This window comes from Halomonas stenophila, from assembly GCF_014192275.1.
In the GTDB taxonomy this organism is placed as follows: domain Bacteria; phylum Pseudomonadota; class Gammaproteobacteria; order Pseudomonadales; family Halomonadaceae; genus Halomonas; species Halomonas stenophila.
The window spans coordinates 656164-667873 of sequence record NZ_JACHXR010000001.1 but is presented as its reverse complement, the minus strand read 5'-3'; the positions used below and the strand labels follow the sequence as shown (position 1 = coordinate 667873).

General features: G+C 63.9%; 10 protein-coding genes and 1 pseudogene. 3 read left to right on the top strand and 8 right to left on the bottom strand.

The genetic code is table 11. The annotated features are described in order from the left end of the window. Window positions 1-81: 81 nt before the first annotated feature. Both FHR97_RS02985 and FHR97_RS20610 read right to left on the bottom strand, forming a co-directional pair. A complete protein-coding gene (locus FHR97_RS02985) occupies window positions 82-1848 on the bottom strand; it encodes an SLC13 family permease (RefSeq protein ID WP_183382254.1) in 1767 nt (588 codons plus the stop codon). Window positions 1849-2120: 272 nt separating this feature from the next. Further along, entirely contained in the window at window positions 2121-2432 is a 312-nt protein-coding gene (locus FHR97_RS20610; protein WP_425486058.1) for an MBL fold metallo-hydrolase, read from the bottom strand. Between the two features lie 251 nt (window positions 2433-2683). Here FHR97_RS20610 and FHR97_RS02975 point away from each other — a divergent pair, with 251 nt between their 5' ends. Then, window positions 2684-3958 (top strand): cyclic di-GMP phosphodiesterase, encoded by a 1275-nt coding sequence (locus FHR97_RS02975; protein WP_183382253.1) that lies wholly within the window; start codon window positions 2684-2686, stop codon window positions 3956-3958. 404 nt (window positions 3959-4362) lie between these two features. On the opposite strand, the gene FHR97_RS02970 is transcribed toward FHR97_RS02975, so the two are convergent. Continuing rightward, window positions 4363-4584: a hypothetical protein gene (locus tag FHR97_RS02970; protein ID WP_246403685.1), complete on the bottom strand. Its 222-nt coding sequence runs from the start codon at window positions 4582-4584 to the stop codon at window positions 4363-4365. A 230-nt stretch (window positions 4585-4814) separates the two neighbouring features. On the opposite strand from FHR97_RS02970, the gene FHR97_RS02965 reads away from it, so the two are divergent. Together FHR97_RS02965 and FHR97_RS02960 are read left to right on the top strand one after the other, a co-directional pair. After that, window positions 4815-5027, top strand: a complete 213-nt coding sequence (locus FHR97_RS02965) for a hypothetical protein (RefSeq protein WP_183382252.1) — start codon at window positions 4815-4817, stop codon at window positions 5025-5027. Next, window positions 5027-5752, top strand: a complete 726-nt coding sequence (locus FHR97_RS02960; RefSeq protein ID WP_183382251.1) for a nucleotidyl transferase AbiEii/AbiGii toxin family protein — start codon at window positions 5027-5029, stop codon at window positions 5750-5752. Before FHR97_RS02965 ends, FHR97_RS02960 begins: the two co-directional genes overlap by 1 nt. 216 nt (window positions 5753-5968) lie before the next feature. Here FHR97_RS02960 and pgi read toward each other — a convergent pair whose 3' ends face one another. The 5 genes and pseudogenes from pgi to FHR97_RS02935 all read right to left on the bottom strand — a co-directional run bounded on the left by pgi (window position 5969) and on the right by FHR97_RS02935 (window position 11682). Beyond that, window positions 5969-7657 carry a glucose-6-phosphate isomerase gene (gene pgi / locus FHR97_RS02955; RefSeq protein WP_183382250.1) on the bottom strand — a complete coding sequence of 563 codons (1689 nt, stop codon included), beginning with the start codon at window positions 7655-7657 and terminating at the stop codon, window positions 5969-5971. Window positions 7658-7820: 163 nt separating this feature from the next. Continuing rightward, window positions 7821-8549: pseudogene (locus FHR97_RS02950) on the bottom strand (UDP-glucose dehydrogenase family protein); the annotation flags it as partial. Window positions 8550-8661: 112 nt separating this feature from the next. After that, window positions 8662-9555 carry a UTP--glucose-1-phosphate uridylyltransferase gene (locus FHR97_RS02945; protein ID WP_183382249.1) on the bottom strand — a complete coding sequence of 298 codons (894 nt, stop codon included), beginning with the start codon at window positions 9553-9555 and terminating at the stop codon, window positions 8662-8664. An 88-nt stretch (window positions 9556-9643) separates the two neighbouring features. After that, complete coding sequence (locus tag FHR97_RS02940; protein ID WP_183382248.1) at window positions 9644-11032, bottom strand: phosphomannomutase/phosphoglucomutase; 1389 nt, start codon at window positions 11030-11032, stop codon at window positions 9644-9646. 320 nt (window positions 11033-11352) lie between these two features. Further along, the gene (locus FHR97_RS02935; RefSeq protein WP_183382247.1) at window positions 11353-11682 is read right to left on the bottom strand and encodes a VanZ family protein; all 330 of its coding nucleotides are present in this window, start codon (window positions 11680-11682) and stop codon (window positions 11353-11355) included. Window positions 11683-11710: the final 28 nt, after the last annotated feature.

Genomic DNA, 11710 nt, shown 5'->3' with positions numbered 1-11710 from the left:
GTAGCTATCGAGAACCGCCAGGCCCGCCGCCTAGACGCCAGCGATCAGGCGGCGGCTCGGTCGTCCGTTACGATATTGGGGTCAGAACGGCCATACCACCGGCACCAGCACCACCGCCGTCGTCCCGACGATGAGGCTCAGGGGCGCGCCGAGGCGGACATAATCGAGGAACCGATAGCCCCCCGGCCCCAGCACCATCAGGTTGGTCTGGTACCCCAGCGGGGTCATGAAGCTGGCCGAGGCGGCGAACATGATCGCCACGGTGAACGGCATATAGCTCACGCCGAGCTGCTCGGCCATGGCGATCGCGATGGGAAACATCAGCACGGCCGCGGCATTGTTGGTGATCAGCTCGGTGAAGATCACCGTCATCAGGTACACCAGCGCCAGCGCCAGCCAGGGGGCCAGGTCATCGCGGAACATCAGCCACTGGGCGATCTGGCTGGCCGCGCCCGTCTTGGTCATCGCCGCGCCCAGGGCGAACGAGGCACCGATCACGATCAACACGGAGAGATCCACATAGCGGCGGGCCTTGCTGGCCGGCACGCAGCGTGTCGCCAGCATGGCGCCTCCCGCCAGCAGCGCCGCCTCCAGGATGCTCAGCCAGCCGCTGGCACTGGCCAGCACCATGCTGGCCAGAATCCCCAGTGCCAGGGGCGCCTTGCGGAAGTCCGGCGGCGTGGAGTCGTTGAGGGCGCTGACCAGCAGGAAATCCTTGCGGTAGCGATACTGGTCGACGAAGTCCTGGGCCGTTTCCAGCAGCAGGGTATCGCCCACCTGGAAAGAGATATCGCCCAGCTTGCCCGGGAGCCGCTTGCCGTGGCGGGAGATCGACAGGATGACGGCCTGATAACGCGAGCGGAAGCGCGACTCCCGCACGCTCTGGTTGAGGCCGGCGAAATCCGGCCCGATGACCGCCTCGACCAGACAGCGGCGATGGTGGGCGATGTCCAGCTTGCGCACGTCTCCGCCGGCGGGTCGCAGGCCATGGATGCCACGCAGCTCCCGGGCACACTCGGGCGCCCCGATGAAGATCAGCACATCGCCGGCCTGCAGCTCGGTGTCCGGCGGCACGGCCGTGAGCAGGTGGTCATGCCGCTCGATTTCCGCCAGGTAGCCATGGCTGAGGTTGCGCAGCCCCGCCTCGGCGATGGTCTTGCCGACCAGCGGGCCCTTCTCCAGCACCGACACCTCGACGGCGTATTCCCGCGCGGTCTCCAACTGCTCCAGGGCCCCCTGGCGGTTGGGCAACAAGCGGTCGGCGAACAGATACAAGAAGCCGCCCCCCACGATCAGCAGGGGAACCCCGACCCAGGCCAGCTCGAACATCGCCAGGTGGGTATTCATCTCGCTCTGCAACAGCCCATCCACCACCAGGTTGGTACTGGTGCCGATCAGCGTGCAGGTACCGCCCAGGATGGCCGCGAAGCTCAGCGGCAGCAGCAGCTTGGAGGGAGGCAGGCGGAGGCGTCCGGCCCATTCCTGAACGGCGGGAATGAACATGGCGACCACCGTGGTGTTGTTCATGAAGGCGCTGAGGCCAGAGGCCGGCAACAACACCCGCAGTTGGGCCTGCCGCAGGCGCTGCGGCTGGCCCAGCAACCGATGGGCCAGCCACTGGATGGCGCCGGTCTCCTTGAGCCCCGCCGCCACCACGTAGAGGGTGGCGATGGTCATCACGCCGGGGTTGGAGAAGCCGCTCAGCGCCTCGGCAGGCGTCAACACACCGACGACCATCAGAAACGCCAGGGCCCCGACCAGGATCACGTCGGGCGCGATCCGACTGCAGGCAAGCGTGGCGAGGACCGCGAGCACGGTCCCCAAGGAAAGCAGCATCTGCCAGGTCATGCGTGACCTGGTCCTGCGTCAAGCAAATCCATCATGACCGTCCCTGGCTCAAGGCACATCGAAGAGTGGAAAATCAGAATGTTCGGGCGCATTCCCCTGCCCTCGCCGGCTGGCGCTCCGGCGGCGCGAACACGCATCGAGATACGCCGCCAGGCACTGTTTGTGAGGGCGCCATTCTATATGGTGCACGACACCAAGCTCCAGCCGAGTTGAGCAGACGCGGCCCGGTAATCGGGGACGGGTACAGATTCCCGCGTGGAACCGGGATAGCCTCAGTGGGTCTCGGTGGCGAGCATCACCTCCAGGGCGTGCCCGGCGCTGGCGGCGATCCTCGTGGCGGCGGTCGCCATAGGTGCTCTCCAGCACCAGCACGTCGGCCCGCCACGGCGAGCGTGGCGCCGGCAAAAGCGGCGAGCATGGCGCGCCGAGGGCACCGAGCAGAGGATGGGCCCGCGATAGCCGGCGGCCAGCAGGTAGGGCAGCCGGCCGATATGGTCGATATGCACGTGGCTGACCACCAGCGCCAGCACGTCGTCGACGGGGAAGCGCACCCGGTGCCCTTCCAGGCCATATGGGGGCACCACGGATGACGCTTGGTTGACATTTTTCAACCTGACGGCACGAGATGTATAGAAACGCCCCTGCTCACCGCCTGCCTGGCGACCATCTAGCAAAAACCTGAAATAACAATCCTTTAAGAAAAAGCGCTCGTAACATCCCGTAACAAACCTCTTGCTTAGTGACGCCGAGCCTGCTAATACAAAAGGGCTAGCGGCCATATCACCTGGGTAGCTGGCGGGGTCAGGGCCACCTCGGACGCAAGGGTATTACTATAATGGTAAATAATGATATCCCGGCACACAGGAGCTTGATCAACATTCCTGCTTCCGAATTAAAAATCGGGATGTATGTTGCCGGGTTAGATCGCCCTTGGCTCGAAACCCCCTTTCCATTAGAAGGGGTCCTCATAGCAACCGAAAGCGATATCAAGGAAGTCAGAAAATACGCCAGCACCGTTTATATTTCTGTTGAGGAATCATATAACTTCCCATCCCCCCCTACACGCCACACTGCTTTTAAATTAGAAGGGAAACCGCTCACGGAAACAGGCGACCGTGCCAAAATCAAAGCCAGCCCCTGTGTTGGAAAAGAGATCAGGAGGATAAAAGAAGAACACAGCGGCGCCAAGGGAATGATCAAAAAATTGATGTCAGACAAGCAGAACTGGCACAAGAATATCCCCGAAACCAGAAGGGTCGTGAAAACTTTTGCCGCTTCCATTGCAAGAAACCAAAACGCCCTTTACTGGCTAACCAGAATCAAGAACAAGAACGCGTACACTGCCGAGCACTGCTTGAATGTCGGCATTCTAGCCATGGTATTCGCCAGGCACCTCGGATGGGAAATGCATAGAATTGAAGAAGTGGGTCTATCAGGAATGCTGCATGACGTGGGGAAGATGAACATCCCTCTTGAGATACTGGACAAACCGGGAAAGCTGAACGTTGACGAATACGAAATAATAAAGAAGCATGTCCTGGAAGGCTACAAGATTCTCAGCAGCGACAACACGCTGCCCGAAACAGTCTTGAACACGAGTCGCGATCACCACGAGCGAATGAACGGCCAAGGATACCCCTATGGAAAAAAAGGGGGAGACTTATCCGATGAGGCGAAGCTCATCGCCATTGTAGATACCTATGATGCCATCACAAGTGATCGGGTATACAGCCCAGCCGAACCGCCTACACATGCCCTGAAGGTAATATATGAGAACGCTGGAGAGCTCTTTGACAAGCTCTTGAGCGTTAAATTCATTGAATGCATTGGAATCTACCCTCCCGGATCGTCCGTAGAGCTAGACACAGGGGAGACTGCCATAGTGATCGAACAAGCCCCTGAAAGAAAGCTTCAACCTAAAATCTTCATCCTTCCAAAGAAAGAAACGCAACCCATCTCAGAGGGAACCTTCCTGGACTTGAGCAACCAGAGAAGCTTCTTCGAGAAAAAAATAACCAGAGCAATACCAGAAGGGCATCACGCGACCACTGTAGAAGAAGTTTTCAAAATGATTGAATTTCAACAAAGCAGCGCCGATATCTTGATATGAAAAAAAGATACTGCGCCAAAACAATCGGGGACAGGTACCTAAAATCCACACCCGATTGGCCCGCCAGTGGCCGCGTGCCGTCAAACATTAGAGGTCGCTACGGCACACCCCCAGGCCAAGGCAAATTTCAGGATGCTGGATCAGCGGCCGACGAGCCAAGGCCCAGAAACCAAAACGCCCGATCCAGGAAGGATCGGGCGTTTTGGTTCACTGAGGGATGATCGAGGGCAGCCCCCGAGGCTACAGGGCCACTCGCAGACCACCCCGGCTGTCACTATCGGTTACACGGCCCGTAGTGATGCCCCGCGGCCCACGGCGTAGTACAGCAGCCCGGCCTGCTTGACGGCGGCAGGCTCGTAGAGGTTGCGGCCGTCGATCACCGTTCGTACACACACGAGGAACGATCAGGCGGTTGTCTCGGCGGGCTCGCCGAGGTCCTCGACGTAACCGGCTTCCCTGGCCAGCACCGCGTTGGCCTGCAGCCCGCCGCCAATGTGGCCGCAGTCGAAGGAACGGCCGCGCATCGGGCGCGCCTCGCCGGCCCTGGGCTCGTCGCCACCACAGTCGACGATGCCGTAGCGCTGCACCTCCTCCGGCGCCACCGCCTCGACCATCACCCCGCCCAAACGACAGCACCCGGCCAACCAGAGCCGGGTGCTGTCGATAGGGAGGGGTAAACCGCGTCAAGGAGCGACGACACCCCGCGCCTCAAGGCGGAAAGGGCATCGACGCCATAGGGGTTAGCGTGTCATGATGCCCCTGACCTGAGGGGCTAGGCTCGTTTTGACGCCCTGCCTGCAGGAGACTAGAATATCAAGGAGTTAGAAGCATCACCCAGTCTTTCACTGGTGAACCTATGAAACCCGCTCTCATCAATCGACGCGATTATCCCGAACTCGATGCCATCCTTTGGGACCGTGCCGACGATTATATCAACCCCGAGGTGGCCTTCCATCTCTATGAAGAGAGATGGCGTTTCGTGGCGCAAGATCGCCTACTCGACAACGAGCGCACCCTGATTGCCGAGCTGGCCCGGACTTACGGCCACGGCCATATGCTCGTGGCATGATGTTTACACGCCCCCACCACCAAGCCATTGGTGCGCTCCTCTCCCGGTTTGACCCTGATTTCCTCCGCGATAGCCACATCCTGTTCGGAGGAGATACACGTATTGCACTCGAACTCGACGAATTTCGTGAATCGGTGGATATCGACCTTTTTTGTATCGGCAAGGAGGCTTATCGGGCCGCTAGATCCACAGTGACAAACATCAGCTTTGGCAAGCTACTACGCCAAGGAGAGAAGTTGCCGCTCTGGGACAACCGGGACATTCGTGCTGACCGGGATGCCATTCGTGCCTTACTGGATGGCCCACAGCGCCCCATCAAGCTCGAAATCATCAACTTTGCCAATGACAGGTTGCTGCCCGACACCCAACAGACATGCTTCCCCATCCCCTGCGTGAACCACGAAGGCTGCTTTGCAACCAAATTGACGGCCAATGCCGATAGATATCAGAATCACATCAAGGATATCCTGGATCTATGCATGATGCGTCGCGAATGGGGCCAGATCCCTCCATCGGCATGGGAGATTGCATGCGATGAGTACGGGCAGCGAGTGATTGCCACCGCCTTGGGCGAAGCACTCAGGGATCTAAAGGCGCGTCATCATGCACATATCAAGCATGCCATCGAGTCGCTCCACATGCCTGAACCGCTCGCGAGAGAGCTCATCACAGCCCTGGCACCGGAATGGCTTGATGAGCTCTTAAAAGCGAATATGGCCCAATAGGCGCTGGCTCTCTTCGCTTCCCAGCGAACACTCTGAGACCATCAAGCTCAATCCCACCATACAGACCAAAGATCTCATCAGCAGGCATGCTGAGTAACGAGGGACAGGCACCGATTACTGCTCTCCGGCCAGCGCGACACCTGGCCGGCTCGGCCCCCAGACACGCCGACGCCCGGCTCAGGGCACTGAGCCGGGCGTCGGCGAAGGGGGGCGTGCTCAGGGCGCCATGACGCCGGTCAGCCGCGACACCAGGCGCTCGGTCGCGATATCGCGAACGGTCTCCTCCGGCGCGACGGCCTCTTCGCCGAGACGTCGATAGAGTGAGCTGGCCAGGCGCTTGCCCAGCTCGACGCCGGGCTGGTCGAAGGGGTTGAGCCCCCACAGCAGCGACTGCACGAACACCTTGTGCTCGTACAGCGCCAGCAGGCTGCCCAGGGCCTGGGGCGTCAGGGCTTCCAGCAGCCACACGGAATGCGGCTGATTGCCCCGATACCCCTGGGCGAGAAAGCCTTGCAGGGAGGCGGGAATCGCCTCGTCGCCCAGCGCCAGCAACTGCGACTGCGCCAGGCAGTTGGCCAGCGTCAGGCGCTGCTGATCGCGCAGGCGTGCCACGAGGCGACCGCCCCAGGCCCCATGCCGGTGGGCGACCGCCAACAGCTCGGCGCTGACCGTATGGCTGCCTTGATGCAACAGCTGGTAGAAGGCGTGCTGGGCATTGGGGCCGACCTCGCCCCACAGGATCGGGCAGGTCGCGCTCTCCACCGGCCGCCCGTCCCGCATGCAGCTCTTGCCGTTGGACTCCATCTCCAGCTGTTGCAGGTACGCCGGCAGCGAGGCCAGACGACTGTCATAGGGCAGGATGGCATGGCTGGGAATGCCCAGGAACTGGCTGTTCCAGGCCCCGATCACCGCGCTCAGCACCGGCAGGTTCTCGCGGCTCGGCGCTTCCAGGAAGTGCCGGTCCATGGCATGGGCCCCTTCCAGCAACCCTTCGAAGGCCGGCATGCCGATCCGTACCGCCAGGCTCACCCCGATGGCGGACCACAGCGAGAAGCGCCCGCCGACGCCCTCGCTGAAGGTCAGCTGGTGGGCCTCGGGAATGCCGAAGGCCGCCATGCGCTCGGGATGGGCGGACACGCCGACGAGCTGATGACGCCGGATCTCGGCCTCATCGGTCGCCAGCGCTTCCTCCAGCCAGGTCAGCGCCGTGCGCAGGTTGAAACTCGTATCCGCGGTGGTGAAGGACTTGGAGGCCACCACCAGCAGGGTGGCCGCCGGGTCCAGGCGCTCCATCAGCGGCAGCAGCTGGCCCCCGTCCATGCTCGAGACGAAATGCACCCCGATGGCGCCGGCCGCCCCCGCTTCGGCCAGGGCCTCGCTGACCAGCCGCGGGCCGAGGTCGGAACCGCCCACGCCGATATGCACCAGGTGGCGGATCGGCAGGCCGGTCGCCCCCTGCCAGCGCCCGTTCCGGATGCACGCCACGATCTCCGCCATCCGGCGGTGTTGAGCCTGCGCCTCGGCAACGGCCGCTTCACTGCCGCTCGGCGGCGGGCACTCCCGCCCCCAGCGCGAGGCGGCATGCCAGGCGGGGCGGCCTTCTGAGGGATTGACGATCTCCCCGGCAAACAGCGCCTCGCGCCAGCGATGGAGCTCACGGCTCTCGGCCCAGTCGAGCAGCAGCTGCAGCGTCTCCTGATCCAGGCGCTGCTTGCTGGCGTCCAGCGTCAGCGGGCCCCACTGCCAGCTCAGGGCCTCGGCCCGCGCCCGGCATGCCGGGGAGTCCTCATCGAGCCACATGGCCAGCGGGGTCGATTGCAACGCCTCGGCCTTGTCGGCCAGGCGTTCACGCCATCCCTGGGATTCGCCGGCGCTCGCGCGTGGCGATACGGTCTGTTCGTCCATGTTCACTCCCTTGATCACGAATCCGTCAGATCGATCCACTGAGCGGCAACGGGGTAGCCCTCATGGCCCCCACCGCTCAGTCCGTCACGACCGGATCTACCTCGCCTCCCCGCGGCAGAGGCATCACCGATCGCAAGATGGCGGATGCCACCTGGCGGAGGAATCACACCGCCATCAATGAGTCGCCACGGCCGACGGCGTAGTACAGCAGCCCGGCCTGCTTGACGGCGGCAGGCTCGTAGAGGTTGCGGCCGTCGATCACCACCGGCATGGCCAGTTGCTGCTTCAGCCAGGCGAAGTCGACGGTGCGGAACTCCTTCCATTCGGTGCAGATGACCAGCGCATCCGCGCCCTTCACCGCCTGGATGCGGTCGGCCACCAGCACCAGGTCGTCGCGTTCGCCATAGATCCGCCGGCACTCCTTCATGGCCTCCGGGTCGAAGGCCTGTACCCTGGCACCGGCCGCCCACAGCGCCTCCATCAGGGCGCGACTGGGGGCATCGCGCATGTCGTCGGTGTTGGGCTTGAAGGCCAGGCCCCACAGGGCGATGGTCTTGCCGTTCAGGTCGCCGTCGAAGGCCTGCGCCAGCTTGGCATGGAGGGTACCCTTCTGGCGGTTGTTGACCGTCTCCACCGCGGTGAGCAGCTCGGCGGGGTAATCCACCTCGCCGGCGGTGCGTGCCAGCGCCTGGACGTCCTTGGGGAAGCAGGAGCCGCCATAGCCACAACCGGGATAGATGAAGTGATAGCCGATGCGCGGGTCGCTGCCGATGCCACGACGCACCTGCTCCACGTCCGCCCCCAGGCGCTCCGCCAGGTTGGCGATCTCGTTCATGAAGCTGATCTTGGTGGCGAGCATGGCGTTGGCCGCGTACTTGGTCAGCTCGGCGGCAATGCAACCGCCGCGTCGCAGCGGATTGGAGCGTTCACGTCTTTCCGCTGGCCGGCCGAGTCACGGCACTCGCTACCGACCAGCAATCGTCATTACCTCCACGAGGACACGATCAGGCAGTCGTCGTCTCGGCTAGCTCGCCGAGGTCCTCGACGTAACCGGCTTCCCTGGCCAGTACCGCGTTGGCCTGCAACCAGCCGGCGATGTGGCCGCAATCGAAGGAGCGGCCGCGCATGCGGAAGGCATCCACGCCGCGGGTCTCCTGGATCAGCCGCTCGATGGCGTCGGTCAGCTGGATCTCGTTGCCCGCGCCGGGCGGCTGATCCTCGAGCAGGGTCATGATGCGATACGGCAGGATATAGCGCCCCACTACGGAGAGCCGCGACGGCGCCGCCTCGGGAGCGGGCTTCTCGACCACCCCGCGCATCGGGCGCGCCTCGCCGGCCCTGGGCTCGTCGCCGCCACAGTCGACGATGCCGTAACGCTGCACCTCGTCCCGCGCCACCGCCTCGACCATCACCTGGGCACGCTGCGTGGCCTCCCAGTTGGCCGCCATGGCCTGCAGGTCGACCGCCGTCTCCTGCGGGCGCGGCTTGATCAGCACATCGGGCAGGATCACCGCGAACGGCTCGCCGTCATCCAGTATCCGCGCCGCGCAGTGCACAGCATGGCCCAGGCCCAGCGCCTGGGGCTGGCGGATCACCGTCAGCTTGAGCTCCGGCGGGGCGATGGCGCGCAGCTCGTCGAGCAGGGCCTCCTTGCCCTTGGCCTCGAGGCTCGCCTCGAGCTCGAAATGGGTATCGAAGTGATCCTCCACCGCCGACTTGCCGCCGCGGGTGATCAGCACCACCTCGTTCAGGCCCGCGGCCAGCGCCTCGTCGACCACGTGCTGGATCATCGGCCGGTCGACTACCGGCACCATCTCCTTGGGAATCGACTTGCTGATGGGCAGCAGGCGGGTACCGAAGCCGGCCACCGGGATCACGACCTTGCGTAAGGGATTCATGGGTAAAGCCTCCTATCGAGTGACACTCATCCCGGCCGCCCCCAAGGGCGCGGCCGAGGCATCGAACGCTGCAGGCGATACGCTGGGCTCAATGGGCGGAGAGCGCCGGGGCCTCGCCCATCGCCTCGGTCAGGTTGGCGACGAAGCGCTCGCGGATCCGCGACATGGCCGGCTCGTCCTTGCCCTCGAAGCGCAGCACCAGCACCGGCGAGGTGTTGGAGGCCCGGCACAGGCCCCAGCCGTCGTCGTAGTCGACGCGCACGCCATCCAGGGTGTTCATCACGCCGCCGCCGAAATCGCCCTCGGTGAGGCGAGCGATGATCGCGAACTTGCTCTCGTCGGTGACCGAGACGTTCACCTCGGGGGTGCTGACGTCCTGGGGGTAGCGCGCGAAGAAGGCGTCGGCATCGAGCTCCTGGTTGGCCAGCACCTCCACCAAGCGTGCCGCGGCATAGAGGCCGTCGTCGAAGCCCAGCCAGCGCTCGGTGAAGAAGATATGCCCGCTCATCTCGCCGGCCAGCAGCGCCCCGCTCTCTTTCATGCGCGCCTTGATCAGCGAGTGGCCGGTGCGGTACATCTCGGGCACGCCACCGGCGCGCTCGATGACCTTGGCCAGGTTGCCGGTGCACTTGACGTCGAAGAGGATGCGCGCGCCCGGGTTGCGCGACAGCAGGTCCTCGGCGAAGGCCATCATCAGCCGGTCCGGGTAGATCAGCGCACCGCTGGGCGTGATCACCCCCACCCGGTCGCCGTCGCCGTCGAAGGCCAGGCCCAGGTCGGCGCGGCCCTCCTTCACGCAACGGATCAGGTCCGCGAGGTTCTCGGGCTTGCCCGGATCCGGGTGGTGATTGGGGAAGGTGCCGTCGATCTCGGTGTACAGCGAGGTCAGCTCGCAGCCCAGCCGCTCGAACAGCTGCGGCGCGAGCTCGCCGGTCACCCCGTTGCCACAGTCGATCGCCACCCGCAGCGGCCGGGCCGGCTGGACGTCGTCGAGGATGCGCGTGAGATAGGCCTCGCGGACGTCGAGCTGGCGATAGCCCCCCGCCTCCTCGGCGGCGACGAAGTCGTTGTCCTGGATGCGCTGGTAGAGGGCGGTGATGGCCTCGCCGGAGAGCGACTCCCCGGCCAGCACCGTCTTGAAGCCGTTGTAGTCGGCGGGGTTGTGGCTGCCGGTGACCATCACGCCCGAATCGGTGCCCTCCAGCGTCTTGGCCGCGAAGTACAGGGTGGGCGTGGGCACCATGCCGATGTCGATGACATCGCGCCCCACCGCGCGCAGACCGCGCACCAGCGCCGCACACATTTCCTCACCGGAGAGACGCCCGTCGCGGGCGACGACGACCGTCGCCTCGCCACGCGCCGCGGCTTCCGAGCCGATGGCGCGGCCGATCAGTTCCACCCACGCCGGGCGCAGCGTATCGCCGACGATTCCGCGGATGTCATAGGCTCGAAAGATCGAAGCCGGAATTGGTTCCATGTGTCCTTCCTCCATGATGGATTCACTGCAAGCGGTTCGTTTGGGGTGCGGTGTGCGTGGGGAGTGGAAGAAAGTACGGAGTGTGGAGTGAGGCGTGAGGGGTAAGGGTCCGCCTCGGCAAGCGACCACTCCGTTGGGCGGATTCGGTGCTTACCTTTTGCAAGAGCCCTCTTCCGTCATTCTTCTTCCACATCGTTACAAAAAATGTCAACGAAGGCCTCGAGCCCTGTTCCATCGAGCCAAAACCCTAATGTAACCAAGGCAGGTTCACTGACAGATGGCTTCAGGAGCCAAAATCATGGCGGCCATGGGCGCCCGGTTCACCGGGCGAGTAATGCCCCCAGGCGCCTGGTCAAAACTATGACCACTACCCCTGCTACCGCCCCCGCCAGGTCGAGCCCCATATCGCCCCAACTCGGCTGGCGGCCCGGCACCCACACCTGGGCGACCTCCGCCAGGCCGCCAATGGTCAGCACCACCATGAGTACCACGGCCAGTGGCCAGTACGGCCGGCACCAGCGCAGGCCGGCGGCCATCACGCCACTGAGGAGGAAATGAGCCACTGGCGGCACGGCAAACGGCAGGTGCAGGCGCTGCTCGATGGCGGCTCGCAGCGCGCCGGGAATCAGGCCACCAGCGAGGAACGCCAACAGCGCCAAGCCAAGCAACCACAATGGC

Excerpts from the sequence above, each read along its gene's own strand:
- FHR97_RS02975 (WP_183382253.1), top strand. The coding sequence starts at position 2,684 with ATGGTAAATAATGATATCCCGGCACACAGGAGCTTGATCAACATTCCT.
- FHR97_RS02940 (WP_183382248.1), bottom strand. The coding sequence starts at position 11,032 with ATGGAACCAATTCCGGCTTCGATCTTTCGAGCCTATGACATCCGCGGA.
- FHR97_RS02960 (WP_183382251.1), top strand. The coding sequence starts at position 5,027 with ATGTTTACACGCCCCCACCACCAAGCCATTGGTGCGCTCCTCTCCCGG.
- pgi (WP_183382250.1), bottom strand. The coding sequence starts at position 7,657 with ATGGACGAACAGACCGTATCGCCACGCGCGAGCGCCGGCGAATCCCAG.
- FHR97_RS02965 (WP_183382252.1), top strand. The coding sequence starts at position 4,815 with ATGAAACCCGCTCTCATCAATCGACGCGATTATCCCGAACTCGATGCC.
- FHR97_RS02985 (WP_183382254.1), bottom strand. The coding sequence starts at position 1,848 with ATGACCTGGCAGATGCTGCTTTCCTTGGGGACCGTGCTCGCGGTCCTC.
- FHR97_RS02945 (WP_183382249.1), bottom strand. The coding sequence starts at position 9,555 with ATGAATCCCTTACGCAAGGTCGTGATCCCGGTGGCCGGCTTCGGTACC.